Consider the following 24,449-nt stretch of genomic DNA (forward strand, 5'->3'; position numbering starts at 1 on the left):
ATGATTGAAATGCTGATGAAGATGTTTGAAAACAGCACGGATGCCATTTTCTTTTTTGATGCTGCAGGAAAAGCGCTGGCACTGAACCCGGCTGCTGAGCAGATCATGGATCCAGATGCGCTGGCTCATTTGAAGCAAGGAAGTATTGATGCAATGTGTCTGGCTTGCAGAGGTTATACCAGCGACACGGATCTTCAGACGTGTCTTAACTGTTATTTCAGTGAAAGTGCGGAACCGGAAGACTTTTCTTCTTTCCAGGTGTATTTGAAGACGAAAGGGAAAGGCGTCATACCATACGCGGCCACGTTCCATACGGTCGATGAGGAAAGCGGCGTCCGGGTATTTATGCTTCGCGACCTGACAAAGCAGTTTAAGACTCAGGAACAGCTTTACAAGAATAAAATGATGAAACACGTAATCGAAGCCCAGGAAAATGAACAGAAGCGCATCTCGCGTGAATTGCATGATAGTGTCGCTCAGGAATTGTTGAGTGCGATGGTCGACGTGCGAATTATGAAGTATATGACCAAGGAAGAAGAAGTGTTGAATAAACTGAAGCAGACTGAAGCATCCATGACCCGGCTGCTGGATGATATCCGAAACCTGTCAGTGGAACTGCGCCCGGCTGCATTGGACGATTTTGGGTTGGAAGCTGCGTTCCGCTCGCATTTCAAACGGGTTGAACAAAGTTATGGGATGGAAGTCGAATTCTCATCCGGCATTTCAACGAAGCGCTACGGTAACGAAATCGAGACAGTTGTGTATCGGATCTGTCAGGAAGCTGTGCTGAATGCCATCAAATACGCACAGGTTGATACGCTGAAAGTATCCCTTTTTGAAAAAGGCCGCATGCTGCAACTTCTCGTGGAAGACGAGGGAGAAGGATTCACCAAAGGAGACGATCCGATCGGTACAGGGCTTGGCCTGTATGGCATGCGGGAGCGGGCGGAGCTGGCCCACGGTGACTTTGAAGTACTTTCCCAAGCGGGAGCGGGCACGACGATCCGAGTACGGATTCCGATTCGCAACATTGGAGAAGAGGGGGACGAGTAAGTGAAAATCATCATTGCTGACGACCATGCGATCGTGCGGAGCGGATTTTCAATGATTCTGAACTTTCAGCAAGACATGGAAGTGATCGCGACAGCGGCGGATGGACTGGAAGCTTATTCGCTTGTGGCAAAACATCAGCCGGATGTGCTGCTGCTGGATTTGAGCATGCCGCCGGGCGAGAGTGGGCTCATCGCTACCGGAAAAATCAAGGATGATTTTCCGGATACGAAAATCCTGATTTTGACGATGCATGATGACGAGGAATACCTGTTTCACGTATTGAAAAATGGCGCATCGGGGTATATCTTGAAAAATGCACCGGAAACCGAATTGATCACAGCGATTCGCACGGTATACCGGGGCGAAACATATATCCATCCCAAAATGGCTACGTCTCTTGTTCGGGAGTTTGTGAAAAGTGATCAGACGATCAATGAAGAGAGCCCGTTTGAAGTGCTATCCAAGCGTGAGCTCGAAATTCTGCCGCTCATTGCTAAAGGATACGGCAATAAAGAGATCGCTGAAAAATTGTTTATTTCCGTAAAGACAGTCGAAGCACATAAAGCGAAAATCATGGAGAAATTGAATCTGAAAAGCCGGCCGGAGCTGGTGGAGTATGCACTAAAGAAGAAATTGCTGAATTTCTGAGCGGCAACAGGAGGGATTTCCCTTGGCGGGACATGGAGAATTACGATTCAAAGAACCTTGTATGCGTGTGCTGGAAAATGAGCACCGCTATTTATCATTTTTGATGGCGGAATGGCATGCCATCATTTTATGGTTCGAACAGGAGAAGCTGGATGAAGCGGAGGCACACAACCAATTGAAGGAATTGCGGCGGCTGATCATCGAATTCATCGAGCCGCTGAAAAACCATACGGAAAAAGAAGAGACTCATTTTTTTCCGCTGCTTGGCACGTATATTGGGTTCGAACAGGGACCACTTGTCGGCATTCAGGAAGAGCATGAAGAAATCGATGGCTATATCGGTCATTTTCTGCATCACACACGCGGGGACTTGAATGCCTTATCGGTTGCAGACATGAAAGCTGTTGTCAAAGATGCAGCGGAAGCTTTTGAAGTGCTGACCGTTCACTTTGTGAAAGAAGAAACTGTATTGTTTACAATGGCTGAGAACTTGATGAAAGCGGCCGACCAGGATGCGCTGTTTGAGAAACTGAATACGCTGATCACTTGAATCGCCTCCCGAGCTGCTTCCGCGTGAAGCGGTTTTTTTTCGACAAATGTAACTGAGTAGATGTTTTCAATGGCCATGATGGCCTTCCCCGTGTTCGTATGGTTTTCATGTCTACCCCCGCGATGGCAAAGAGCGCCATCTTCGGTAAGTCCTCCAGCGCTCGTCGGGGGCCCGCACGATGCGGTTCAAATAACCGTTGCGGCAGGAGGCCGCGTTTTTAGGTTGTCCTCCTCTGTTCAGGGCGCTTGCGCTTTTCTTGTTGTCCAGTTCTGCTCGCCAGTCCGCACCTTCGTTTCACCCACTTTCACGAAATCAGGAAAGACAGGGGACGAATGATGTTTAGTCCCCTGTCTTTGCGACGAGCTTGCGCAGGAGCATTTCTTTTATGGTTTAGGAAAGCCACCTTATAGCTGTCGGCACGGCTCGCTTCACTTTTCTTGTTGTCCAGACTCCAGCGCCCAGCCCCTCGAGTCGCTTCGGCCTTACCCGCGATGGCAAAGAGCGCCATCTTCGGTAAGTCCTCCAGCGCTCGTCGGGGCTTGCAGGGCGCTTGAGCTTTTCTCTTGTCCAGCTCGTTCGCCAGCCCGTACGCTGATTTCACGCCCTCCGCCGGAAACAGGTTTCCGGGTCGGCCGTTCCAATCCGCTATCGGTCTTTCGCGGCTCTCTCCGCTTTTCTTGTTATCAGGGATTCCCCCGGCCTATGCAGGGACTCCCCTAATAGGAAGAAATGCACCTTACTTCTACAATAAAGTTAGTGGAGAAAAGCTGTAAAAACTAACAAGACTTTAGAAAAAGGTGAGTAGGATGATTAAAAAAACGCAGTTGCCGTTGCAGACAGCGAATCTTGTTGTCGGATTCATGGTTTGGGTTATTATTTCTGCACTGATGCCATTCATTTCAGAAGACATCACCATTCCGCCGGAGCGGCTGGCGCTGGTCACGGCGATTCCCGTCATTCTGGGTTCAGTGCTGCGGATTCCGCTTGGTTACTGGGCCAATTTGTTTGGCGCACGGATTGTATTCCTGATCAGTTTTCTTTTGCTGCTGTTCCCGGTATTCTACATCAGTGAAGCATCTTCAGTGAATGATCTCATCATTGGGGGACTGTTCCTGGGAATCGGCGGCGCCATCTTCTCGGTAGGGGTTACATCATTGCCGAAGTATTACCCGAAGGAAAAGCATGGGTTCGTTAACGGAATCTATGGTGCCGGGAATATCGGTACAGCTATTACAACATTTTCAGCACCGATCATAGCCACTCAAATTGGCTGGACGGCAACTGTTAAGCTGTATCTGGTGCTTCTGCTTGTGTTCGCTGCATTGAATTTCTTTGCCGGTGATCGTCAGGAAAATAAAGTGAAAGTGCCGCTCATGGAGCAGATCAAGAGTGTATATAAGAATGAAAAATTATGGTTCTTCTCGCTATTTTATTTCATTACATTCGGATCATTCGTTGCATTCACTGTATATTTACCAAACTTCCTCGTTACGAATTTCGGTCTCGAGAAAGTGGATGCAGGGATGCGGACAGCCGGCTTCATCGCCTTGGCTACGTTCCTTCGTCCGCTCGGCGGGTGGTTGGCGGATAAATTTCAGCCGCTGTTTCTATTAATCGGTACTTTTGGTGTTTATACTATTGCAGCGATCATACTGGCATTCTCTCCATCGATCGGCCTATATACAGTCGGAACCTTGGCAATTGCCGTCAGTGCTGGAATCGGTAATGGTGTCATTTTCAAACTCGTTCCGTTCTATTTCCATAAGCAGGCGGGTATCGCGAATGGGATTGTTTCCATGATGGGTGGTCTCGGTGGATTCTTCCCGCCGCTCATGCTCGCGGCTATTTACTCCATCACAGGCCAGTACTCCATCGGATTTATGTTACTGTCGCAAGTTGCTTTGGCGAGTCTCGTAATCGTGATATGGTTGTACTATCAGGATCGTCTTGCAGTGGCAGCCGAAGTTTTTGATTCGATGGGGCAGGGAGTCATCGTTACAGACGTTTCCGGCAACATCCGGGCAGTAAATCCGGCGTTTACGCGCCTGACTGGATTCAGTAAGGAAGACGTCATAGGACAAAACCCGCGGATTATGCAATCCGGCAAGCAATCGAAGGAGTTCTACAGTAAGATGTGGAAAGAGATAAAAGAAAATGGAATTTGGCAGGGCGAGATTTGGAACAAGCGGAAAAACGGGGAAGAGTATTTGCAGTGGCTGAATATCAGCACGGTCAAAGACGAAACCGGGGAGCCGATTCAGTACGTCGGCACATTCAGTGACATCACGGCCAAACAGGAATCTAAAACAAAAGGGCTGTCGGTCTGACCGGCCGCCCTTGCGTTATGTGAAAGGTGCGGCACTTGCATGAACGAACGCTATTCAAGACAGACGCTATTCAAGCCGATTGGCCATGCCGGGCAGCAACAGCTCTCGGAAGCTGCTGTAACCATTGTCGGTTGCGGGGCACTTGGATCGGCAATCGCTGAAACCCTTGTCCGGGCGGGTATTGGCGAGATTCATCTTGTAGACCGGGATTATGTGGAATGGTCGAACCTTCAGCGCCAGCAATTATTTACAGAAGAAGATGCAAAACAAATGCTGCCGAAAGTGGCAGCCGCCGAAACGCGGCTGAAAGCGATCCGGGGAGACGTGCGTCTCTACACGTATCTGGATAATCTTGATGCGCCACTGGCAGAGAAGCTGGCAGCTGGCAGCAACGTCATCATGGATGCGACCGATAATTTTGAAACGCGACTGCTGATCAGCGATGTAGCGGCGAAGTATCAAATTCCATGGATCTATGGCGCGTGTGTTGGCAGCTCGGGCGTCGTGTTTCCATTTGTGCCGGGTGAATCGGCTTGTTTCCGCTGCCTGCTGCCGGTTTTGCCTTCTGTGAATGAGACATGTGACACAGTCGGCATCATTGCGCCTGCTGTGCAGATTACGGCAGCGCTGCAATGCGCGGAAGCGCTGAAGTGGCTGAGCGGCAACCGGGAAGCCTTACGGAAGAAAGTTCACCACTTCAATCTATGGGACAATTCCCAACTGGATGTGGGAATCTCAAGAATCCGGAATGCGGCCTGTGAAACATGCGGAGAAGAACCGGTTTACCCATCCCTGCAGTCAGTGGGATATGGGGCTGCTGTGTTATGCGGACGGGATGCTGTACAGATTCTGCCGGATCCGAACCGGCCGATCACGCTTGATGATGCAGAGCAAGTCGGCAGCCGGCTGGAAGCAAATGTGCGCCGGACTCCATATTTTGTGGAATTGACAGCGCTGGGACACCGGATGGTGCTTTTCGGGAATGGCCGCCTGCTTATCCATGGTACAAAAAATGCCAAAGAAGGACAGCGGCTGTACCACCAGCTATTCGGTTAAAGAGGAAGGGGATTTATATGCTGCAACCATTTCAAGGAGACAGGGCACTGCGTATCGCAGTGCTGACTGTGAGCGATACCCGGAACGAGCAGACGGACAAGGGTGGACCGCTTGTCCAGGAACTTGCCTTGGCTGCCGGTCTTGAAATCGGCGCATACGAAATCAGGAAAGATGACACCACAGCCATTCGCGAAGTGCTCGCGGAATGGCTGCAGCGCGAGGATCTGGATGCCGTGGTTACGACGGGCGGAACTGGTATTGCAAATCGTGACGTGACCATCGAAGCTGTGAGGCCAATGCTGCAGAAGGAATTGGATGGCTTCGGCGAGCTGTTCCGTTTCTTGAGTTACGCGGAAGACATCGGCACGAAGGCACTCCTGTCAAGAGCGTTGGGCGGAACAGCTGCAGAAAAAGCCATATTTGTTCTTCCGGGTTCAACAGGAGCAGTCAGACTGGCGATGGAGCGGCTTATTCTTCCGGAAATTCATCATATTATGAAGGAGCTGACAAAGCATCGTCAGCCCCGGGTGTAATCGCCTGATTTGCCGCCTGTCTTCTCGATCAGCATGGTCGGACCAATCACCATTTCCTTACCGGCCGCCTTGCACATGTCATAGATGGTCAAAGCGGCGGCAGATGCTGCAGTGAGGGCTTCCATCTCAACACCGGTCGGCCCTTTTGTCTTAACTGCTGCAATAAGGATTACCTCGTAATGATTAGCATCTTCATCGACATTCCATTGGAATTCAATGTCGACGCCACTCAATGCGAGAGGATGGCACATTGGGATAATCTGGGCAGTGTTTTTGGCGGCCATAACACCCGCCACCTGTGCGACTGCAAACACATCCCCTTTTTTATTGGTGCCTTCCTTGATCTGGCGGTAGATTACTTTATTCAGCAGAACTGCAGTCCGGGCGCGGGCCGTCCGGACTGTTTCAGCTTTATCCGATACATCGACCATTTTGGCGCGGCCCTGTTTGTTAAAATGTGTAAGTTCGGACATTGGGATCATCCTTTCAGATATAATTAATTATCAGTATAGCATGCCAGCAGTAAGGAGCAGATAGCGATGGTGGAACACAGAAAACCGATTCCGGTGCATGAAGCGGTTGCCCGGGTTATCAATAAAGCGAAACCGCTCGGAACCGAAACCGTTCCGCTTGCAGAGAGCTACGGCAGGATTTTAGCGGAACCGGTTGCGGCATCCCATGCCGTTCCGCCATTTGACCGTTCACCTTATGACGGCTTTGCAATCCGCTCAACAGATTCAGTCGGTGCATCAGGGGATCATCGGGTGAAGTTTGCCATAGTGGATTACATTGGTGCAGGAGCTGTTTCTAAAGCAGTGCTTGGTCCTAATGAGGCTGTCCGCATCATGACGGGTGCTCAGTTGCCGGAAGGAGCAGATGCCGTCGTAATGCTTGAGCAGACTGCCGAATTGGAGAATGGTTTTACTATCCGTAAGCCGTTTAAGGCATTGGAGAACCTGTCACTCAAGGGAGAGGATGTACAGGAGGGTGAGGAAGTGGTGCCGGCTGGGAGCCTGATTCATCCGGGAACGATTGCGGTGCTGGCCACGTTCGGCTATGCCGAAGTTAGAGTGGCGAAACGGCCGGTTGTTGGCGTTCTGTCGACCGGAACGGAGCTGCTGGATGTAAGCGAGCCGCTGGTACCCGGAAAAATCCGGAACAGCAATGGCCCGATGATCGCGGCACAGCTGGCTCGTATGGGGATTGACTGCAAAATGTACGGTCTTTCCGTTGATCATTTGGAAGACAGTTTAAAAGCCGTACAACGGGCAGCTGCGGAAACGGATTGTCTGATTACGACTGGCGGGGTTTCTGTCGGCGATTTCGATTTTCTTCCGGCGATCTATGAACGGTTGGGCGCGCAAGTTCTGTTCAATAAAGTGGCGATGCGTCCAGGGAGTGTGACAACCGTCGCTGTAGCGGATGGCAAGTATCTGTTTGGGCTTTCCGGAAATCCATCTGCCTGTTTCACAGGTTTTGAGCTGTTTGTGCGTCCGGCACTGCTGACCATGATGGGGGCTATGAAAATCTACCTGCCGCACACACGCGCAGTGCTGGATGAGGATTTTGCGAAAGCCAATCCGTTCACCCGCTTCATCCGGGCCAGCTATGACGGTGCCACTGTCCGGCCGGCTGGCTTTAATAAATCAAATGCAGTCTCCTCAATCGCCAGAGGCAACGCACTTATCGTGCTGCCGGGCGGAACAAGAGGATTTAAAGCGGGAGATCAGGTGGATGTGCTGTTACTTGGAAGCGAAGAAGGGACAGCGGAATGGAAACTGTGAAAATCCTGCAAGTCGTCGGGTTTAAGAACAGCGGCAAAACCACATTGATCCTGCAGCTGCTCAAGATGGCAGAACAGCTTGGCAAGTCGGTCGCGGTCATCAAGCACCATGGACATGGCGGAGCACTCGGTATGCCGCCGGCTGATACGGATAGCACCCGTTTTTTTGCCGCAGGGGCAGAAAGTTCGGTCGCTTTCGGCGGAGGAGTCATTCAGCTGCATATGCGAAAGCCCTTAGTAAGCGTAGAGGAATTGTTGACGCTGGCACAAATGCATGAGCCTGATCTGGTGCTTATCGAAGGATATAAAGATGCCAAATATGATAAAATTGTATTATTGCGGTCCGAGGAGGACTGGACAGATCTGCAGAAGTTGGACAATATTGTTTTAGTTATTGGACAGGAAACAACCCGGCTGAAAACGCGAGGGTTCATAGAACGCACTAACACAGATCAGCTGACATCGTGGTTCGCTGATTGGCTGGAAGGTGGAACAGATGAAAGCATTTGAAGTGACAGCCGAACCGATCAACCCGCAAGCATACGCCGATTATGTGCTGCGTCCGGAAGCAGGCGCAGTGACCGTGTTCACCGGTCATGTACGGGAATGGACAAAAGGTGTGCGCACACTGTATTTGGCTTACGAAGCGTATGTGCCAATGGCTGAAAAAAAACTGGCGGAAATCGGTCGGGAAATTGAAGACAGATGGGAAGGAACACGCGTAGCGATTGCCCACCGGATCGGCGAACTCCAGATCGGGGATATTGCAGTAGCGATTGCCGTTTCTTCACCGCATCGCCGGGTCGCTTACGAGGCGAATGAGTATGCGATCGAGCGGATTAAGGAAATGGTGCCTATCTGGAAAAAAGAGATTTGGGAAGACGGCGAGGAATGGATCGGCGACCAAAAGAAAAAACCCGAGGGGGAACAGAGATGATCCGATTGTTTTATTTTGCGGGACTTCGTGAATTGACGGGTGTCGCTGAAGAAAAGGCGGCACTCGCCGGTCAGACTGTTGAAGGCCTGTGGCAATGGGCGGAAGCAAAGTACCCGGGCATCCGGAACGGCTCTGTCCGGGTAGCGGTGAATGAAGAATACGCGCTGGCGAATGATATTCTGCAAGATGGTGACACAGTGGCATTCATTCCTCCGGTGAGCGGGGGCTGATGACGACAGTCGGAATCCTTCTTGCCGGCGGATTGTCCCGCCGTTATGGTTCTCCCAAAGCTTTTGCAAAAGCGGACGGAAAATACTTTTATGAACAGGTTTACGATGCACTGGAGGCAGCTGCAGACCAGGTGGTCGTTGTGGCAAGGCCGGAATTCGCGGACCGGTTTCCTGAAGTGTATGATGTAATCACTGATTTGCCTGAAGTGGCAGGACTCGGACCCTTGGCCGGTATTTTTTCGGCCATGTGCACCCATCCTGCTGACCGGTACATTGTACTGCCGTGTGACATGCCTTATATCGGCCGTACAGAAGTGAGGCGGCTGATGGAAGCATCGGGCGGCAGTGAAGGCGTGACGGCTGTAGCAACAGCGGCGTATCACGTTCCGCTGTTCAGTGTCTGGAGTAATCGGATGAGAGACGAAGTGGAACAGGAACTGGCGCAGGGGCAATTGAGTGTCATGAGATTTCTGGAGCGGGTGCCGGCAATCTGGATCGGATCTGAACGGATTCATGCAGACGAAGGCGTTTTCTGCAACATCAACAAACCGGATGACCAACGAAAGGGAGGGCGACACACATGACTGGACATGCACTGACAGACCGGCTTGGACGACCGATCCGCGACTTGCGGATTTCAGTGACGGACCGCTGTAATTTCCGCTGTTCGTACTGTATGCCGAAAGAGGTATTTGGCGATGATTATGTATTCCTGCCAAAAAACGAATTGCTGTCATTTGAGGAACTGCACCGGCTGACGGGATTATTTGCGTCGCTTGGCGTGAAGAAGATCAGACTGACCGGCGGTGAACCGCTCATGCGCAGAGGCCTTCCCGAACTGATTAAGAAAATCTTGTCTGTTGAGGGGATAGAAGACGTCGGTCTGACGACGAATGGCGTGATGCTCGGGCAGTATGCGCAGCCGCTTTACGACGCCGGGCTGCGCCGGCTGAATATCAGCCTGGATGCGCTAAATCCTGAGCTATTCGGCAAATTGAATGGCCGCGGCATCAAACCGGATCATATTCTAAAACAAATTGATCTCGCTCAGCAAATCGGTTTTGAGATTAAGATCAATATGGTGATCCAGAAAGACGTCAATGAATCGGAAATTCTGCCAATGGCTGCTTACTTCCGGGATCGTAATATCACATTGCGGTTTATCGAGTTCATGGATGTCGGTAATGACAATGGATGGAGTTTCGATAAAGTCATCACTAAAAAAGAAATCATCGACAGGCTGCAGGCAGCTTATGATCTTGAGCCGGTGGACCAGGATTACTTCGGGGAAGTGGCGAAACGCTATCGTTATAAAGGCACCGATGCACAAGTCGGCTTTATCACATCTGTGTCTGAATCTTTCTGTTCTTCCTGCACACGCGCGCGCTTGTCATCTGACGGCAAGTTCTATACCTGCCTGTTTGCTTCTTCCGGATTTGATGTTCGGGAGCTGATCCGCAATGGAGCCAGCGATGCCGAATTGCTGGACGCCATCAGCGGGGTATGGAACAGCCGGAGCGATCGTTATTCGGATGAGCGGACCGAGCAGACAGCCAAGAACAGGAACAAGATTGGCATGTCTTATATCGGCGGGTGAATAAGAAAAGCGCAAGCGCCCTGTAAGCCCCGACGAGCGCTGGAGGACTTACCGAAGGTGGCGCTCTTTGCCATCGCAGGTAAGGCTGAAGCGACTCGAGGGGCTGGGCGCTGGAGTCTGGACAACAAGAAAAGTGGAGAGAGCCGGACTAAGGAACGCAACCTAAAGGCACGACATCCTGTCGTAACGGTTGCATGACCCACATCCTGTGGGCCTCCGTTAGCGGATTGGAACGGCCGACCCGGAAACCTGTTTCCGGCGGAGGGCGTGAAATCAGCGTACGGGCTGGCGAACGAACTAGACAACAAGAAAAGCGCAAGCGCCCGGAACAGAGGAGGACAACCTAAAAACGCGGCATCCTGCCGCAACGGTTGTCTGACCCGCATCGTGCGGGCCCCCGACGAGCGCTGGAGGACTTCCGAAGATGGCGCTCTTTGCCATCGCGGGTAAGGTCGAAGCGACTCGAGGGGCTGGGCGCTGGAGTCTGGACAACAAGAAAAGTGGAGAGAGCCGGACTAAGGAACGCAACCTAAAGGCATCACATCCTGTCGTAACGGTTGCATGACCCATAAAAAGAAATGCTCCTGCGCAAGCTCGTCGCGAAGACAGAGGACCAAACGCTGTTTGTCCTCTGTCTTTCCTATGGGCCTGACCGCTGGAGTGCGGACGTAAAAAGGAACTTCCCATTCCCGGGAAGTTCCTTTTTGAAGTTCGCGCATATGTTAATAAGTCCGTTCTTCCACTTCATTGTGATCATCATCCAAGATGATTACTTTGCTTGGAGTGTTTGCTTTTGCAAGTTCTTCGGCTGCATCAATCGCACCGCTTTTTGTCGGATACGAATCATCCGGTGCCACTCCTTCGAGTGTCACAATCCAACGGGAAGCATCTTTATTCGGTTCTACAACATAGCGGTTCATTCCATTCAACTCCTTTTCGATTCGCGTTCTACTCCTTGTTATTTCCCGCCGTTCCAACGAATTAAACGAAAATAACTTACTTCGCTTTCATTTCGATACTTTTTCCTCTATGATGAAACTGGATTTATTTTATGAATGGAGGATGCTGCATGAAACTGCTGCAGGCACGAAAAGGTCAGTTCGTTTATTTCAATAACGAACTCCACAAGATTTACTCAGTAAAGCCCATATTAAAGCAATCACTGCATATGTACCGGATAAAGGATATGCAGCAAGTGCTTGCTCGGACGGACGAAGTTGTTCAAGTAAAACCGAAACCGAACGATTCCCTTATTTTCTGGGGGAAGCGCTATACTCTCAGAGATGATGTGCAGCCAAAGGAAAATGGATATATCCTAATCACAAAACCAGCTCCTGATTACTTGGATCATTACTCGCTGAACGAGTTTGAAAAAGTGGACCAAGTAAAAGATGATCATGTGATCACAACTCGCCGGAACTCAGTCCAGATGAATGAGTTTCTCGTACTGGTTCCAGGTAAGGAAGACAGCCAAAATGATATTGCTTACCAGGATCCCTCACTTGTTACTGCGCAGCAAATGTCAGAAGACGAGAACCTGGAAACGATTCTTACAGGTGAATCCGCATATGCCGCTTCAATCGGGGATATTTATGCCAATAGCAGCAGAGATATCCGGGCTATGGTAGTGGCAATTGTCGGAGATAAAGCTGTACTCGGGCATGGCGAGCAAATTCCATTGAAGGAACTGACACAGTCAGAAGATTGGCTGCTTGTATTGAGTGTAGAAACAGAAGAAGCATGAATAGGGTACTGACCGAAAAAGCGTTGCTTTTTCGGTTTTTCGTTAGGATAAAGCAGTTCGGGCAGAGAGATGAGTCAATGGATATAATCATGCAGGCAGAATGGTGAGAGTCTAAAGGTTTGTGCCATCTTTTAATAACGGCTGGTTTGGTTTCAATTGCCCAGTACGATTCTTGGTTAACTGATAATTACCATAAAAATCCTTCTACATAAAGCTTTTTAACTGAGTACAGGCAAGATTTTGAAATTGTCACGTAAATACTATACAATTAACACAATGTAAGCGATTAAAGTTCAGGGAGGGAATGGGAATGTCAAAGAAATGGATATTGGCTACAACTCTGATCGGCATGCCACTGCTGGCTGCCGGTTGTGCCGGAGACGATGAAGCAGAAGGAACTGGTGAAGAGCGGGAAGTGGATCTCAGTTTCATGCATTGGCGGGGGGAAGACCAGGCAGTCTTTGATGTGCTCATTGATCAGTTCGAATCAGAGAATCCCGATATCAATGTGGAACAGAATGTTTATCCGTCTGATCAGTACATGGCGACGGCACAACGCATGCTGCAGGAAGGATCTACAGGTGATGTATTTGCGACATTCCCGGGAGCGCAATTTGAAGCCCTTGAATCGGCTGGGTTCTTTGAAGACCTGTCAGATGAGGAATTTGTGGCAAACTTCGACGAGGGAGCAATTGAAGTCGGGCAGGCGGATGGCCGGCAGTTAGCGTTGCCGTACCAGCTCGTGTTCAATATGCCTGTTTATAATACAGAAATCTTCGAAGAACTGGGGCTTGAAGTCCCCCAGAGTTGGGATGAATTTATCGCAATGGGAGAGACATTGAAAGAAAATGACATCATCCCGATTGCGTTTCCAGGTGCAGATATTGGACCGAACCAATTCATGAATTCCATGGTGATGAATAATGCACCGGACGGAGCCTTTACGGACCTGGTAGCCGGTGAAGCGGCGCTGACGGACGACTGGTGGATCCAGACCCTTGAGCAGTTCCAGTACCTGCAGGAAAACGATTTCTTCCAGGAAGATGCCCTCGGTACAAACCAGGATGCAGCGATGGCACTCGTGGCGAATGGCGAAGCAGCCATGCTGGCTACTGGCTCTTACCATATGGCATCCCTTCTTGAACTGAATCCCGATCTTCAGCTCGACTTACTGGCACCAATTACGGTATCAGAAGAAGAAGCACGGTATGAAGGTATCCACACAGCAACATTTATGCTGGCAATTAACAGCAACTCTGAAAATAAAGAAGCGGCAGCAGAATTCATCGAATTTCTTTCCCAGCCTGAAGTTGCTTCCCAGTACGCAAATGAGACAGGGCAGCATCTGACGGTAACAGGAGTCGAATATGAATCCGAAGCCCTTCAGAATACCTCATACTGGATCGATGAACGGGAAACGCGTTTCCAGCCGCGCTATATGATTACAAATGCCCAGGTGGAAGATGCGGTACTGAGTTCCATCGAGAATGTAATCGGCGGTGCAGCTCCTGAAGAAGCAGCAGCGGAAGCACAGCAAGTGGTTGAAGAAGTTACCGAGTAGACAGAAAGCTGTCACTCGCCATGGCGGGTGACAGCTTATTTTAGGTTGAGGAGGGAGTCCGTGAAAAATTCAAAATCACTTTTTTGGTTCTTCGTTCCGGGGTTTCTTCTGTATTTGGTCTTTTTTCTTTATCCGACCGTAAGTGCGTTATTTTATTCCTTTACAGATTGGGACGGACTCAGTGAGAATTTCCAGTACGTCGGATTTGAAAATTATGAGCGGGCCTTCACCGGCGACTCGATTTTTAAAAAAGTAGCGGTCAATAATCTGCAGTTCATGTTTACGGTAGTTATCCTGCAGACGATTGTTGCACTCGCGTTTGCGATGTTGCTCATCCGAAACACAAGAACAAACGTTTTTTTTCGGGCACTTTATTTTTTTCCGACGATTCTGTCGTCCGTGTCGGTTGCATTTATCTGGGCATTTATTTACGACCCTACATTTGGCATCTTGAATAATTTTCTCGAAGCGGCAGGACTCGGGGCGCTGACACAGAGTTGGCTTGGTAATGCCGATATTGCGATTTATTCACTTGCCATCACTCAAGTGTGGTTCCATGCCGGGCAAATGCTCATCATTTTTGTCGCAGGTCTGCAATCCATCCCGGAAGACCTCTATGAAGTGGCCAGAATTGAAGGGGCAAGCAAATGGCAGACGTTCCGGAATGTCACTTGGCCGCTTTTGGCGCCTTCTGCAACGATTGTTGTGGCTTATACGACAATCCAGTCTTTTAAGGCATTTGATCTTGTATTTGCCATGACGGGCGGGGGGCCAAATAACTCGACAGAAATTATAGCCACGTACATTTATGAAGTGGCGTTCAGAGGGTATGAGTTTGGTTACGCTTCTGCCGTCTCTGTCCTATTCATGCTTATTATCGGAATCATTACATATCTCCAATTCAAAGCGCTGCGGTCCGACCGCGTGTCGTACTAAGGAAGGTGGACCTGCATGCTACGTAAATTTCCTGTTATCATCTATGCATTGCTGATCATCGTGCCACTTCTGATTGTAGTCCTTACATCTATGAAAACCATGCAGCAGACGTTCCAGAATCCGCTGGGCGTGCCTGACGACGGACTGGTTTTTGAAAACTATGCTGCCATCTTTGAAGAACAGAACATGGCTGGCTATTTTGCCAATAGTGTAATTGTCACGATTTTTTCTGTTACGTTTACACTTTTATTTTCATCCATGATTGCGTTCGGTATAACAATGCTGAATAATTGGCTCGGCAACCTGCTTTTTACTGTTTTTATCTTAGGGATGATGGTGCCGGCGCAAGTAAGCATGATTCCGCTTTATTCACTCGTGCTCGATTTAGGGCTTACCAATAGTCTGGTGGGACTGATTCTCGTGAATATATCCGTCACACTGCCTATTGCTGTCTTTATTCTGACCGGCTTCATGCGGACGCTGCCGAAAGAATTGATTGAAGCTGCAGTAATTGACGGGGCGGGGAACTGGAAAGTGTTCTCCCGGGTCATCATCCCGCTTTCGCTGCCATCCATGTCCGCGGCAGCTATTTTCCTTTTCGTGATTCACTGGAACGATTTGCTGTATCCGCTACTCCTGGTCACAGAAGACGATTATGTCACTTTGCCGCTAGCGTTGCTGCAGTTCCAAGGCCAGTATTCCACTAACTATCCGATGCTGTTTACCGGCGTCATCATTGCCTCATTGCCAATGGTGATTGCTTATGTATTCCTGCAGCGATTTTTCGTAGCCGGTATTACGGCCGGTGCGATGAAAGGATAATTGAAAGGGGAGAAGTCAATTGACACTGCAGCTTATGATCAATGGCCGGATATTTGATGTAACTGGTTTTTTCGAAAAGGAGCACCTTGGCCGCCGAATCGTGGGCTTTGACTTTCAAGTGACACATGAGAGTTACCATGACGTTACCGTACTTCTGTATGAAAATGACTTCCGGGTCGAAATTCCATCCTTGGAAGTAGATTTTCAGGCAGTTATTCACAATTATTTCACTTCCTTCACAAATCTTTATGAAGAAGGCGCTGTTGGAGACTTTCATCTTGAACTTATTGAAAAACGCTGAAAACCGGTCCTCCTTAGAGGACCGGTTTTTGCGGTAAGGGTGAAAGAGCTTTTGTCTCTTCAATGTAGACGAATGCATCGTAGCGTTCTGACACTCGCGTTGGCACGTAATTTCCATATGCTTCATAAGCGGGGTTGTAGACTACTCCGATTGCCCGGTGGCCGATCCAATCATTGAATAAATTCCGGTTTTTATCATCAAAAAGTAAATACTTGCTGCCGCCACCGGCTTTATACAATTCATCTTCCCAAGAGCGTGCGCGGGCAGGAGGCACCTGCATCACTTCTTGCGGAGCCGCCCATTCATCAGCGGCAATCACTGTGCCGCGATGGGTGCCAAAGCCAACGGCGTATACCTCTTCCGGCCGGTTCTGTTCCCGGAGCCGCTGCCCGACATTGATCATACCGGCTTTTGCCATATCTGTCGCCCGGGCGTCGCCGATATGGGTGTTATGCTCCCAAATGACAATTTTGGCGTCCGGTCCATGATGATCCATGATTTCATTCACCGTCTCCACCATATGCTCGTCCCGGATATTCCAGGATTCCGCATTGCTGTGGACCATCGCCCGGTAATAATCTTCTGCATTTTTGGCAACCAATGCATTGATTTCCAGGTTCAAGTCGCTTTCCTGCTCATCTTTATAGCGTTCTTCGTTCGAACGGATGGATGAAAGTAACGTGGATACTTCCTCTACGCATGCATCTGTAAAGTTGACAGAGGAAAGTGCATAGTTTTCGGGAATCCGATTATATGGCTCAAAACAAGTAAACGCTTTTTTTGCAAGTTCCAAATCACCGCCGGATGGGTCGGTGTGCGTCAAGTACTGGATCACTTCATCCATTGACTCCCATAGGCTGTAAACATCAATTCCATAGAATCCGGTTTTTAATGCGCTTTGGTTATTATGGTCTTTCATCCACTCCAGGAACTCCACGATCTCTTCATTCGCCCACATCCATGTCGGCCATCTGCCGAATGCCTGAAGTGCTTCCCGGGCGGTATGCGCTTTCCCGTGTCCCTTGACATAACGATTCGCTTCGCGGGCAGCCGGCCAGTCGCCTTCAACGGCGACCAATGAAAATCCCCGCTCTTGAATAAGGCGTTTTGTCAGTTCTGCCCGGACAGAATAAAATTCTGAAGTGCCATGTGAAGCCTCTCCAAGCATGACGATTTTTGCTTCCCCAATAGCGTTCATCAATGGCGTTAAGTCATCTGTTTTTTGGTAAGGTATGGAAAATGTGTTGATTGCTTTAGTTAAAGACTGTTCCAATTGATTCGCCTCCCCATAACCGTGTCTGTTAATGGTGATTTACCCGTTCGGCGCCCGGGCAAACAGCTAATTCCATGAACCATTTGTTTAAGGAGTCTGGTAGGATGAAAAGAAGGATTGCCTCTTTCCAAATCGGGACAATCAGACGTTTTTGGGGATGGCGCCAGTTTGGCTTGTGATGACAATACGACTGAATTGCTGTAATCGGATAAATCACAAAGTCGGAAAATCAACGAGAAGAAAGAGAGGATGGGACAGCTTGATCAGGACATGGCCGTTATTCGCCGATCTGCCGCCGGAAGCGGAAGCATTACTGCTGGATATGGCATCCAGACGCACATTCAGCCAGCACAGCTTTATTTTCAGACAAGATGAACCGCTCACATATCTCCATTTCGTCGTGAGAGGGAAAGTGAAAATACACCGGGTCGATATCTCCGGGAAGGAGCAAGTCGTCTCTTTTCAGCAGGACGGGGATATGTTTCCGCATATCGGTATTTTCAGGGAAGGTAATTATCCTGCGGATGCGATTGCTGTTACCGAAACGGAAATAATTCTAGTTTCTGTCGATAATTTTAAAAAGCTAATGGAAGCATATCCTGCTATTTCTTATAATCTTCACCGGGTAATGGAAGAAAAAGTAATCGATCTTCAAAAGCGGCTCAGTGAAATGATCATGAACAGTGCCAACGAACGGGTGCTGCTGCTGTTAGCGCGCCTATCTAACGAGCATGGCAGAAAGGATAATCAAGGTCGGATTGTTTTCACCAGCCGGTTTACGAATATGGAGCTGGCTAACATGATTGGAACAGCGCGTGAAACAGTGAACCGCTGCATCGCGCAATTGAAAGCCCATGGTGTGCTTGACGTAACATCTGGCGGTTTTTTTCGGATTGATCCGCTGCTGTTGGAAGAAGAGTTGTTTAAGCGATGAACACAGTATTGAACAGATTTACAAGTCCGGTTGGAGCTACTCTCCTTATGCTGATTTATAAGGAGTGTGCTATTCCAATGGATGAATGTAAACAGTAAAACCAAAAAACCTCCGTTCTGGAGGTTTTTGGTTTGTAACAGATGCTCTCGCATCGTGACATTGATGGGAGACGATAATGCTATTCAGCTGCGACTCGCAATACGGCGACAGCTCCCTTGGATGCATGGTTGAATTGATGCGTGACAATCGGGTAATCGCCTGCTTCAGTTACAGTGAATTCAACAACTGCCCCACCACTTGCCGGTAACAGAATCGTCTGCATGCCTGTCATATGGTTTTCCGGATTGCCGTCTATATAGATGTCGTCCAGGACAGTTCCGACGACATGGAATGAGCTGACTTCGTTCGGTCCCATGTTGTTGATATAGATCCGGATCTTTTCCCCGACGTTTGCGGTAAGAGGTTCGTCTTTCAGGCTGAATGTATCACCATTTGTGTTGCGGTCGCCTTCATTCAGCGCTTTAGTCGAGAAGACGACCTGGCTTGGTTCTCCGTTTGCAAAGTCCTCAAGATTATTATAGTCATACCATTCATTCTGGATCATGACGAATTCCCGGTCAATTTCACTGTCAGTCGGATAACCGTCTGCCGGTTTTACAATGATTGTGCCGTGCATACCGTTGGCAATGTGTGCGAGAACCGGGTCTGTGCCGCAGTGGTACATGAATACGCCGGGGTCATTTGCCGGGTAAGAAAAGACGCCTTCTTCATTCGGCATGATATCCGCAAACTTCACGGAAGGAGCTGCATGCACGGCATGAAGGTCGATGCTGTGCGGAATGGCAGGGTCTATATTGATAAGTTTAAAATTGATCATATCGCCTTCGTTGACAATTAATAGCGGGCCTGGTGCTTCGCCGTTGAATGTCCAAGCCCTATACATGAGATCCGGCGCAATTTCGATATCGGTGATTTGTGCGGTCATCTCTATATTTACTTCATGCTCACCGACCCGTTCCATTTTGACTGGAACAACCGGCTGGTTCACCCCTTCATGTGGACCGAAAACCTTTGTTTCTGCAGTACTGCTGGCCGCAGCTGCGACTTCGGTGACTTCTCCAGCTTCGATCTCTGGTGCAGGTTCTTGAACAGCAGCTTCCTCTCCGCAAGCCGTAAGTATCCCGGATACAAACAACAACGTCGCTCCTACTGCAAGACCTCTTTTCATTTCGGGTGCCTCCTTGGGCTTTTTTAAAGATCGATCTCTTACTTATGATAATATAGGAATTACAAAAAAAGATTGTGATCTGAATCACAATCGTGAAAAAAGTCTGTTTTTTTTAGTCGTTATTCTTAAGACAGGGCGAAAAAACACCTGATTTGCATTAGGGGTAATAAACAGAAAGTCACTTGCGTTATGACAATACAGGAGTGGTCACGTACAGAAGCAAGTGAAGCCGGTGCTGCTGTCCCGGGGGAAGTGCTGATGGATTGGATATCAGTCAAAAGTGAACTACCCACCACTTAATTTCCTTCGGAAATTTGAAGTGGAGGCTTCAGGGAGACTTCGCTCCCTTCTTTTATTGCTTGGTCATCCACGGGGCTAACGCCCGATGTCACAAGCCTTGAATTCGTGGCGTCCCAGCCACTACTGATCGTGATCGGAATTAGTTCGACACAGGATCTGCCAAGAACCCCGTGTCCAGCAAGGCGTGGATTCCGTAGTTTTTGAGATTGAGGGCCGCATTATGGTCCCGATCCAATTCCGCATGGCAGCTTTCACACGCATACGTCCGCTCGGAAAGCCGCAGACGTTCTTTTTTGTGTCCGCAGGCGCTGCACAGCTTACTTGATGGGAAGAACCGATCAGCGACAATATAATGCTTTCCCTTTCGTTCCGCCTTGTATTTCAGCATGCTGCGGAACATCCCGAATCCATTGTCATGCAGTTTCTTGCCGAGCTTCAGGCACTGCGCCAAATTCGTCAAATCCAGGTCTTCCACCACAATCGCATCGTAATCATTGGTTATCTGATGACTGCGCTTGTGAAGGAAATCGTTCCGCTGGTTGGCCGCCTTCGCCATGGTCTTTTGATAGTGTACAACTGTTTGCCGGTAGTTCTTCGAATAGACAGGCTGTCCGTTTTCATCTTTCATCGCGCGTTCTTTCTTCCGGGCCAGCGATTTGTTCAGCCGCCGCTGCCGTTTCCCGATCAATTCATGGAAACGCGGATAGCCCGCTTTTTTCCCGTCGCTGTCCACGTATAAACCGGATTGGCTGTAGTCCAATGCGGTCATGTTGGCTGCCAAGACCGTTTCCTTCAGCGGTGCTTTTTCGAACGGGTAATCCACAGAAATCGATGCCAGATATCGGGTGCCTTCCCGCTTGAGGGTCACTTTTTTAACCAGCCCATCGGCGGGCAGTTTCCGATGCAATCGAACGGGTATACCTTCAGGGAATTTCGGAATCCGCAGAAACGTCGCGCCGTCCCTCGATTCGATGCGGATATTCCCGTTCGTCTGGTTGGTTGTATAGCTGAATCCGCCTTGCTTTTTACTGTGGAATTTCGGCAGCCCCTTGACGTCTCGAAGGGAAGGCACATAGCCGGCTTTCATCTTTTTCTGTACAGATTTCTTGTATTGCAGCGGGCGTTTACCGTACGTCTCGTTGTACTTTTTGATGGCTGCCTGAAAACGGATCTTGGCATCGTTGTACACAAACGAATCAGTCGACCGATCCAGGAAATCATAGCGCTGGGTGATCGTCGTGTAATTCGGAACCCTGTAGGTCAGAAACCCGCCTGAAAACCCGCGGCTTCCAAGTGGTCGTACAATCCCGCGACGTATTCGTTATACACTTTCCGCTCACATCCGAATGCCATCTCCAGGCGCTGCTTCTGTTCATCGGTCGGAAAAATGGCATAACGGAACGCGCCTGTTATCCACCCGTCAGGCAATTGCTTTTTCGTGCCTTTGATGTGACTTCCCTTCTTGTCAGCCGCCATGACGATGCCTCCTTTCTGTTCATTCATTGCCATTTGCACACTGGAACTCACGTTCTGTTTATGTCGAGTATACAGGCTGGTTTGACAGAAAGAAAAGAAAAAATGTCGGCGTTCGCCGACCGAAATTCATCCCCACCCTGCTCGCTCCGCTCCCTGAGGATGGGGGCTTCTTTCGGAGCTCGTTAAAAGGGCTGCCCGTAAAGGTCATTGTACACAACCTTTTAGGACAGCCCCTTCTATCATTTCGCCAATACATCCTGGAGTTCGGGATTCTTATCAATTACGCTTGCTGCAAATGGACATTGGGGATCGATTGTTTTGTTTTCATGCCGTGCAAGTTCAACTACTTTTTCCACCAGTTGTTGGCCGATTCCCCGGCCTTCTGCTTGTTGCTGCACTTTCGTATGCTCAACGACATAATGGTTTTCACCGCTCGGTGCGTAGGTGATGACGCCGATTTCCTGTCCGTCTTCCATTGCCGAAAATTGATTGTCGCCTTTTTCGATTTTCAAGCTGTTCCCCTCCAATCCAGTAATGGGTTCTTTTCCTGCTATTCCCGTTTCTGCAGATTTTACTCATAGTGAAACGGGTATGAACAGAGGAAGGAGGGATGCTGCATATGGATAAACAGGAAAAGGCGGAAAAAGCAGTAGATATGATTGAACAGGGATTCGGTGTGTATCCGGGTTACAGACGGGCACATGCTCGGGGAGAGGTATATGAAGCGGAATTTACAGCAAACGGCGCAGCGGCAAGGTGGACAACCGCACCGCATTTCACGGGGGGCACAGTACAGGCGGCTGTCCGGTTTTCCCATTTTTCACCTGATCCGTTGTGGCTGGATGATGAATCGCCAGTGAAAGGGATGGCTGTGCGCTTTGAACTTCCTGACGGTCAACGGGCTTCCATCGTCAGTGTCACATCACCGGTCTTTTTTGCCAAGACGCCTGAAACATTCAACGAGATGGTCAGCATTTACCGGTCATTCAGCAACGGAAAACCCCGGTTGGGAGATTTGTTCAGCCTTTTCCTGAATTACCCGGACAGCCGGTCAGGACTGAAGGCGCTCCGGAAAATGAAGGCACCTGCGAGTTTCGCTTCAGGGGCTTATTATGCGATTCATGCATTCTATTTTGTCAATGAGGAAGGCCGGCGACAACCCATTAAATATGAATGGGAACCGGATGCGGAAATCGAGAGACTGCCCCACGGAAAAGGGGAATTCGGGTATTTTGAACGGGAAATGGAGGAGCGGCTGTCACGCGGGCCGGTCGGATTCCGTCTGTTTATCCGCCTCGGCCGTCCCGGTGATCCGACTGATGATCCGACCAAATTATGGCCGGAGAATCGGGAGCGAATTGAAATCGGCCACTTAAGTATTCAGCGCCGGACCGGCGACAGGGAAGGCATGCTGTTTGATCCTTGTGAAGTGACGGCTGGAATTGAGCCGTCTGAAGACCGTATTCTCCGCTTCCGGCCGGAAGCGTACCGGATTTCCCACAAGAGACGGCAGGAAGGACGGTAGGTAGGCTGCTACCAATCGCGCATCCGTTCTTCTTCTGCCGTCCATTGCAGATCGTCTGCAGAAATCAGCATAATTTCATAGTCCGCTGCTTCGGCATAGCGTTCGGCTTCCTGTTTCAAGAATTTCGGGGAGCCTTCTTTTTCATCGTCATAAACCAGCAGCAGCCCATCTGTATTGCGCAGCAGAAAACGGTTTTTCTCCACGAACTGCCACGGTGCTTCATAAGGGCGGTTCGTCAAACTGACGTGATAATCAGCGTTGGCAGTGATCTCTTCATATTTCTCCTGCTTGGCTTCATTCCAATTCTTCTCTTGATCAAGAAAAGGTGTAATGATTGCATACTTTAAATCCAGGTAGCTCTCCTGCAACTCCATTACTTCTTCAGCCGCCCACGTCTCCACGCCGAGCTGTCCGCTGAGGATCACCCACTCCAGCCCTTCTTCAAGCAAGGGTTCAAGCCTGTTGCGCAAGGCTTTTTTTATGATCGGAATACCGGGGTGCTGGTTGTCAAAGATACCGAGTTCATGTTGTTTGTATCCGGATACCATCAATCGTTTTAACATGTTCTGTCCCTCCTTGTAACTGGTCTCTTCATCGTAGCGCATTTTTTTCTTGAAGTCAGAGAACTTGAACTGCGTTATAATTAAAGGAAATGCCGGCAAGGAGGAAAAGACGTGATCACACTGAGAGACGTGGAAGCTGCACGGGAAGAAATATATAAAGTCATCCATGAAACACCGGTCCTGACGTCAACACTGCTGAACGAACAGTGCGGAAGCCAAATCTACCTGAAATCGGAACACCTGCAGAAAACCGGTTCCTTTAAAATTAGAGGAGCGGCGAATAAAGTCAGGCATGCAGTGAAAGACGGAGCAACTCTCATCACGGCTGCATCTTCAGGCAATCACGGACAGGCAGTCGCTTACATGGCACGCGAGACAGGCGTGCGCGCTGTCATCGCCGTACCGGAAGATGCAAGTGCCGCCAAAGTTGCCGCCATCCGTGCATATGGAGCCGAAGTGGAATTTTGCGGTCTGACTTCAGCTGAACGGATTCCGCGTGCACGGGATCTGGCGGAAACCGGTGCCGGCATCTATGTGCCGCCATACGATGATCCGCTGATTATGGCCGGTCAAGGCACATGTGGCCTCGAGTTGCTTGAGCAAGTGCCGGATGTGGAAGTGATTGTGGTGCCGGTAGGTGGCGGAGGGCTTATCAGCGGCATTCTGACAGCCATTAAAGAATCGAACCCCAGAGTCAAAGTAATCGGTGTTGAACCGCAGCTGGCCAATGATACATACCTGTCACTTCAGAATAAAGAAATTACACCGATTTCCGGCACGGATACAATTGCGGATGGATTGCGGACTTCCCAGCCGGGGGATTTAACATTCCCGATCGTTCAAAAATATTTGGACGATCTCATTCTGGTGACAGAAGATGAAATCAGAGAAGCCTTGCAGTTCCTTATGGAGCGTTCAAAGCAGCTGGTTGAACCATCGGGAGCTGTTTCAGTGGCTGCGCTTTTGTCCGGAAAGCTGAAGGCGCCCTATCAGAATGTAGCGGCGGTTTTGTCTGGTGGAAATCTTGACCTCCGCAGTATCACAACTTACTTGCCATCTTAGGAATAAGGGA

General features: G+C 49.5%; 28 protein-coding genes. 20 read left to right on the forward strand and 8 right to left on the reverse strand.

Going from position 1 to position 24,449, the window contains the following annotated elements; genetic code table 11:
* The 6 genes from B0X71_RS01570 (at position 1) to B0X71_RS01600 (ending at position 6,167) form a co-directional block, all read left to right on the forward strand.
* Entirely contained in the window at positions 1–1,053 is a 1,053-nt protein-coding gene (locus tag B0X71_RS01570; RefSeq protein WP_077587809.1) for a sensor histidine kinase, read from the forward strand.
* Positions 1,054–1,701, forward strand: coding sequence for a response regulator transcription factor (locus B0X71_RS01575; protein WP_077587810.1), 648 nt, complete (start codon positions 1,054–1,056; stop codon positions 1,699–1,701).
* A 22-nt stretch (positions 1,702–1,723) separates the two neighbouring features.
* Complete coding sequence (locus B0X71_RS01580) at positions 1,724–2,251, forward strand: hemerythrin domain-containing protein (RefSeq protein ID WP_232336753.1); 528 nt, start codon at positions 1,724–1,726, stop codon at positions 2,249–2,251.
* A gap of 806 nt (positions 2,252–3,057) precedes the next feature.
* Positions 3,058–4,578, forward strand: a complete 1,521-nt coding sequence (locus B0X71_RS01590) for a nitrate/nitrite transporter (RefSeq protein WP_077587812.1) — start codon at positions 3,058–3,060, stop codon at positions 4,576–4,578.
* 39 nt (positions 4,579–4,617) lie between these two features.
* Complete coding sequence (locus B0X71_RS01595) at positions 4,618–5,634, forward strand: ThiF family adenylyltransferase (RefSeq protein WP_077587813.1); 1,017 nt, start codon at positions 4,618–4,620, stop codon at positions 5,632–5,634.
* 17 nt (positions 5,635–5,651) lie between these two features.
* Positions 5,652–6,167: a MogA/MoaB family molybdenum cofactor biosynthesis protein gene (locus B0X71_RS01600; RefSeq protein WP_077587814.1), complete on the forward strand. Its 516-nt coding sequence runs from the start codon at positions 5,652–5,654 to the stop codon at positions 6,165–6,167.
* Here the strand turns inward: B0X71_RS01600 and moaC are convergent.
* Positions 6,152–6,640 (reverse strand): cyclic pyranopterin monophosphate synthase MoaC, encoded by a 489-nt coding sequence (gene moaC / locus B0X71_RS01605; RefSeq protein ID WP_077587815.1) that lies wholly within the window; start codon positions 6,638–6,640, stop codon positions 6,152–6,154. The genes B0X71_RS01600 and moaC overlap by 16 nt on opposite strands.
* Positions 6,641–6,706: 66 nt before the next feature.
* On the opposite strand from moaC, the gene B0X71_RS01610 reads away from it, so the two are divergent.
* The 6 genes from B0X71_RS01610 to moaA are packed head-to-tail and all read left to right on the forward strand — an operon-like array spanning position 6,707 to position 10,714.
* Positions 6,707–7,951, forward strand: a complete 1,245-nt coding sequence (locus tag B0X71_RS01610) for a molybdopterin molybdotransferase MoeA (protein ID WP_077587816.1) — start codon at positions 6,707–6,709, stop codon at positions 7,949–7,951.
* Positions 7,939–8,460: a molybdopterin-guanine dinucleotide biosynthesis protein B gene (gene mobB / locus B0X71_RS01615; RefSeq protein ID WP_077587817.1), complete on the forward strand. Its 522-nt coding sequence runs from the start codon at positions 7,939–7,941 to the stop codon at positions 8,458–8,460. Before B0X71_RS01610 ends, mobB begins: the two co-directional genes overlap by 13 nt.
* Complete coding sequence (locus B0X71_RS01620; RefSeq protein WP_077587818.1) at positions 8,447–8,887, forward strand: molybdenum cofactor biosynthesis protein MoaE; 441 nt, start codon at positions 8,447–8,449, stop codon at positions 8,885–8,887. The genes mobB and B0X71_RS01620 overlap by 14 nt, the downstream gene beginning before the upstream one ends.
* The gene (moaD, locus tag B0X71_RS01625) at positions 8,884–9,117 is read left to right on the forward strand and encodes a molybdopterin converting factor subunit 1 (RefSeq protein ID WP_077587819.1); all 234 of its coding nucleotides are present in this window, start codon (positions 8,884–8,886) and stop codon (positions 9,115–9,117) included. Before B0X71_RS01620 ends, moaD begins: the two co-directional genes overlap by 4 nt.
* The gene (locus tag B0X71_RS01630) at positions 9,117–9,701 is read left to right on the forward strand and encodes a molybdenum cofactor guanylyltransferase (protein ID WP_077587820.1); all 585 of its coding nucleotides are present in this window, start codon (positions 9,117–9,119) and stop codon (positions 9,699–9,701) included. Before moaD ends, B0X71_RS01630 begins: the two co-directional genes overlap by 1 nt.
* Positions 9,698–10,714 (forward strand): GTP 3',8-cyclase MoaA, encoded by a 1,017-nt coding sequence (moaA, locus tag B0X71_RS01635; RefSeq protein ID WP_077587821.1) that lies wholly within the window; start codon positions 9,698–9,700, stop codon positions 10,712–10,714. Before B0X71_RS01630 ends, moaA begins: the two co-directional genes overlap by 4 nt.
* Before the next feature lie 722 nt (positions 10,715–11,436).
* Here moaA and B0X71_RS01640 read toward each other — a convergent pair.
* On the reverse strand, positions 11,437–11,634 hold the full coding sequence (locus tag B0X71_RS01640; RefSeq protein WP_077587822.1) for a DUF2188 domain-containing protein: 198 nt from the start codon (positions 11,632–11,634) through the stop codon (positions 11,437–11,439).
* 149 nt (positions 11,635–11,783) lie between these two features.
* Here B0X71_RS01640 and B0X71_RS01645 point away from each other — a divergent pair, with 149 nt between their 5' ends.
* The 5 genes from B0X71_RS01645 to B0X71_RS01665 all read left to right on the forward strand — a co-directional run bounded on the left by B0X71_RS01645 (position 11,784) and on the right by B0X71_RS01665 (position 16,078).
* Entirely contained in the window at positions 11,784–12,458 is a 675-nt protein-coding gene (locus B0X71_RS01645; protein WP_077587823.1) for a hypothetical protein, read from the forward strand.
* Between the two features lie 310 nt (positions 12,459–12,768).
* Positions 12,769–14,019 carry an ABC transporter substrate-binding protein gene (locus tag B0X71_RS01650; RefSeq protein ID WP_232336754.1) on the forward strand — a complete coding sequence of 417 codons (1,251 nt, stop codon included), beginning with the start codon at positions 12,769–12,771 and terminating at the stop codon, positions 14,017–14,019.
* 60 nt (positions 14,020–14,079) lie between these two features.
* Positions 14,080–14,955, forward strand: a complete 876-nt coding sequence (locus B0X71_RS01655) for a carbohydrate ABC transporter permease (RefSeq protein WP_077587825.1) — start codon at positions 14,080–14,082, stop codon at positions 14,953–14,955.
* A gap of 15 nt (positions 14,956–14,970) precedes the next feature.
* Positions 14,971–15,777 (forward strand): carbohydrate ABC transporter permease, encoded by an 807-nt coding sequence (locus B0X71_RS01660; protein WP_077587826.1) that lies wholly within the window; start codon positions 14,971–14,973, stop codon positions 15,775–15,777.
* 19 nt (positions 15,778–15,796) lie between these two features.
* Positions 15,797–16,078: a DUF3219 family protein gene (locus tag B0X71_RS01665; protein ID WP_232336755.1), complete on the forward strand. Its 282-nt coding sequence runs from the start codon at positions 15,797–15,799 to the stop codon at positions 16,076–16,078.
* 13 nt (positions 16,079–16,091) lie between these two features.
* Here B0X71_RS01665 and B0X71_RS01670 read toward each other — a convergent pair whose 3' ends face one another.
* Positions 16,092–17,351 carry an erythromycin esterase family protein gene (locus tag B0X71_RS01670; RefSeq protein WP_077587827.1) on the reverse strand — a complete coding sequence of 420 codons (1,260 nt, stop codon included), beginning with the start codon at positions 17,349–17,351 and terminating at the stop codon, positions 16,092–16,094.
* 259 nt (positions 17,352–17,610) lie between these two features.
* Here B0X71_RS01670 and B0X71_RS01675 point away from each other — a divergent pair, with 259 nt between their 5' ends.
* The gene (locus B0X71_RS01675) at positions 17,611–18,285 is read left to right on the forward strand and encodes a Crp/Fnr family transcriptional regulator (protein WP_198038665.1); all 675 of its coding nucleotides are present in this window, start codon (positions 17,611–17,613) and stop codon (positions 18,283–18,285) included.
* Between the two features lie 178 nt (positions 18,286–18,463).
* On the opposite strand, the gene B0X71_RS01680 is transcribed toward B0X71_RS01675, so the two are convergent.
* From B0X71_RS01680 to B0X71_RS01695, 4 genes are all read right to left on the reverse strand, one after another.
* On the reverse strand, positions 18,464–19,513 hold the full coding sequence (locus tag B0X71_RS01680) for a multicopper oxidase domain-containing protein (RefSeq protein WP_077587829.1): 1,050 nt from the start codon (positions 19,511–19,513) through the stop codon (positions 18,464–18,466).
* A 439-nt stretch (positions 19,514–19,952) separates the two neighbouring features.
* Positions 19,953–21,002, reverse strand: coding sequence for an RNA-guided endonuclease InsQ/TnpB family protein (locus tag B0X71_RS01685; protein ID WP_077587830.1), 1,050 nt, complete (start codon positions 21,000–21,002; stop codon positions 19,953–19,955).
* A gap of 71 nt (positions 21,003–21,073) precedes the next feature.
* The gene (locus B0X71_RS01690; RefSeq protein WP_198038666.1) at positions 21,074–21,289 is read right to left on the reverse strand and encodes a helix-turn-helix domain-containing protein; all 216 of its coding nucleotides are present in this window, start codon (positions 21,287–21,289) and stop codon (positions 21,074–21,076) included.
* A 239-nt stretch (positions 21,290–21,528) separates the two neighbouring features.
* A complete protein-coding gene (locus B0X71_RS01695; protein WP_232336756.1) occupies positions 21,529–21,801 on the reverse strand; it encodes a GNAT family N-acetyltransferase in 273 nt (90 codons plus the stop codon).
* Between the two features lie 107 nt (positions 21,802–21,908).
* Between B0X71_RS01695 and B0X71_RS01700 the strand changes: the two genes are divergently transcribed.
* Complete coding sequence (locus B0X71_RS01700) at positions 21,909–22,814, forward strand: catalase (protein ID WP_077587832.1); 906 nt, start codon at positions 21,909–21,911, stop codon at positions 22,812–22,814.
* Between the two features lie 8 nt (positions 22,815–22,822).
* Here B0X71_RS01700 and B0X71_RS01705 read toward each other — a convergent pair whose 3' ends face one another.
* Positions 22,823–23,377, reverse strand: coding sequence for an SLOG family protein (locus tag B0X71_RS01705; protein ID WP_077587833.1), 555 nt, complete (start codon positions 23,375–23,377; stop codon positions 22,823–22,825).
* A 111-nt stretch (positions 23,378–23,488) separates the two neighbouring features.
* On the opposite strand from B0X71_RS01705, the gene B0X71_RS01710 reads away from it, so the two are divergent.
* The gene (locus B0X71_RS01710; protein ID WP_077587834.1) at positions 23,489–24,439 is read left to right on the forward strand and encodes a threonine ammonia-lyase; all 951 of its coding nucleotides are present in this window, start codon (positions 23,489–23,491) and stop codon (positions 24,437–24,439) included.
* Positions 24,440–24,449 lie beyond the last annotated feature (10 nt).

The sequence above is a fragment of the Planococcus lenghuensis genome (assembly GCF_001999905.1).
GTDB lineage: Bacteria > Bacillota > Bacilli > Bacillales_A > Planococcaceae > Indiicoccus > Indiicoccus lenghuensis.

Bases quoted from the DNA above. Each gene is read 5' to 3' on its own strand.
- B0X71_RS01570 (WP_077587809.1), top strand. From the start codon at position 1: ATGATTGAAATGCTGATGAAGATGTTTGAAAACAGCACGGATGCCATT.
- B0X71_RS01590 (WP_077587812.1), top strand. From the start codon at position 3,058: ATGATTAAAAAAACGCAGTTGCCGTTGCAGACAGCGAATCTTGTTGTC.
- B0X71_RS01595 (WP_077587813.1), top strand. From the start codon at position 4,618: ATGAACGAACGCTATTCAAGACAGACGCTATTCAAGCCGATTGGCCAT.
- B0X71_RS01600 (WP_077587814.1), top strand. From the start codon at position 5,652: ATGCTGCAACCATTTCAAGGAGACAGGGCACTGCGTATCGCAGTGCTG.
- moaC (WP_077587815.1), bottom strand. From the start codon at position 6,640: ATGTCCGAACTTACACATTTTAACAAACAGGGCCGCGCCAAAATGGTC.
- B0X71_RS01610 (WP_077587816.1), top strand. From the start codon at position 6,707: ATGGTGGAACACAGAAAACCGATTCCGGTGCATGAAGCGGTTGCCCGG.
- mobB (WP_077587817.1), top strand. From the start codon at position 7,939: ATGGAAACTGTGAAAATCCTGCAAGTCGTCGGGTTTAAGAACAGCGGC.
- B0X71_RS01620 (WP_077587818.1), top strand. From the start codon at position 8,447: ATGAAAGCATTTGAAGTGACAGCCGAACCGATCAACCCGCAAGCATAC.
- moaD (WP_077587819.1), top strand. From the start codon at position 8,884: ATGATCCGATTGTTTTATTTTGCGGGACTTCGTGAATTGACGGGTGTC.
- B0X71_RS01630 (WP_077587820.1), top strand. From the start codon at position 9,117: ATGACGACAGTCGGAATCCTTCTTGCCGGCGGATTGTCCCGCCGTTAT.
- moaA (WP_077587821.1), top strand. From the start codon at position 9,698: ATGACTGGACATGCACTGACAGACCGGCTTGGACGACCGATCCGCGAC.
- B0X71_RS01640 (WP_077587822.1), bottom strand. From the start codon at position 11,634: ATGAACCGCTATGTTGTAGAACCGAATAAAGATGCTTCCCGTTGGATT.
- B0X71_RS01645 (WP_077587823.1), top strand. From the start codon at position 11,784: ATGAAACTGCTGCAGGCACGAAAAGGTCAGTTCGTTTATTTCAATAAC.
- B0X71_RS01650 (WP_232336754.1), top strand. From the start codon at position 12,769: ATGTCAAAGAAATGGATATTGGCTACAACTCTGATCGGCATGCCACTG.
- B0X71_RS01660 (WP_077587826.1), top strand. From the start codon at position 14,971: ATGCTACGTAAATTTCCTGTTATCATCTATGCATTGCTGATCATCGTG.
- B0X71_RS01680 (WP_077587829.1), bottom strand. From the start codon at position 19,513: ATGAAAAGAGGTCTTGCAGTAGGAGCGACGTTGTTGTTTGTATCCGGG.
- B0X71_RS01690 (WP_198038666.1), bottom strand. From the start codon at position 21,289: ATGGCGGCTGACAAGAAGGGAAGTCACATCAAAGGCACGAAAAAGCAA.
- B0X71_RS01700 (WP_077587832.1), top strand. From the start codon at position 21,909: ATGGATAAACAGGAAAAGGCGGAAAAAGCAGTAGATATGATTGAACAG.
- B0X71_RS01705 (WP_077587833.1), bottom strand. From the start codon at position 23,377: ATGTTAAAACGATTGATGGTATCCGGATACAAACAACATGAACTCGGT.